At 41.1% G+C, this 1,290-nt stretch carries 1 protein-coding gene and 1 pseudogene; both read right to left on the minus strand.

What is annotated here, in order from left to right; translation table 11 throughout:
* Window positions 1-953, minus strand: a pseudogene (locus tag CXF58_RS01140) (peptidase M48); the annotation flags it as partial.
* A 39-nt stretch (window positions 954-992) separates the two neighbouring features.
* The coding region (locus CXF58_RS13795; RefSeq protein WP_180952494.1) for a hypothetical protein at window positions 993-1,290 on the minus strand (298 nt) is incomplete at its 5' end.

Here is a 1,290-nt window from a genome sequence, read left to right on the forward strand (position 1 = left end):
TTTAGATTTTGCGCAGTCAATAATAGCCATTGCAAATTTGCCTCACTAGCGGCAGCTAAATCAATATCAAGCAAACGTGCATGACGGCGTAAATCTACAAGATAATGAGCAACGCTAACACTATTATAGCTGAGCACTGAGCTATGTAATTCGCTATCTAGTGCGGATATTATCTGCCCTTTGGCATCCTTTGATAAACGATACGCCAATAAAGTAAGCATGGTTTTTGCGACAGCATCAAAACCATCAAATACCTGTCCTGACGGGTCAAGCTGAGCATAAATATCATCCGTGCCAGCGTACAATACTTGCTGCCATTGATAGTATGGATATTGAGGGTGAAGATGCGACTGAACCTGTGTGTCGTTTAATATGGCAGATAATATAGGCAACAATTGCTGCAGCTGTAGCGCCTGCCTTAACGCTAAAATCGAAGGCGACCGAGACAACCGAGAGCGCGTATTCTCTAAAGGATTTAATAATGATTGAGGCTTATCAATAGAATCATCATTATCTATAGTATCAGCAAATTTTTGGCTTAGATCAGCCGTAAGTAAGTTTTCAAACAGCTCAATGATACCTCGCTGATAGCGCACTAGCATCGTCCGACACTTTTTTTGCTGCACGTAATGTTGATGATCTTGATTACGATAACTGGCTTCATATTTTAAGCGCAACTCATCGATAGCAATTTCTGATAAGTTATGCTGGCGTAGTTGCTTTAGCGCCAATGCAATCAAAGCACTTTCTAAGCGCCGATCAAGATTTGCCACTGCCGTTAATAATTTGTGATCTATCGTATGCGGTAAAACTCGCGTGTCATTTATATCGACTTTAGTTTCAGCAGAAAACCTCTTATCCTCATCAAGCCCAAGCCAGATATCAGTTAAATCATAAGTTGCTGTTGTTGACAGCACAGAGCCCTCATGACAAAGTAGCACGGCTTCAATCAAAGCCTGCGCCCCTAGCGGGTGATAACTGTGATTGAGCACCTACTGCGGTAGCGATACCTTTTGTATATCTTCGATACCAATCAAGGTATCTGATGGCAAATCACTATCAGGTTTAGCTCGCCACGGCTTAAGCAGCTGATGAGTACCAATATCTTCTGCTTGCACCTGCAAACGCCCATCAATAACAATATCTTGCTCTACAACAAACTCAAGCCCGTTATCGCCTTGCAATTCGTTCTGCATTTCACTAGTAGAAAAGGTAGCGATTTCTTTTTTAATAGCATCTTTTTTAATCGCATCTTCGTCAATAGCATCATTGAATTTATTATTAATATTT

Source organism: Psychrobacter sp. Sarcosine-02u-2 (genome assembly GCF_002836335.1).
Lineage (GTDB): Bacteria > Pseudomonadota > Gammaproteobacteria > Pseudomonadales > Moraxellaceae > Psychrobacter > Psychrobacter faecalis.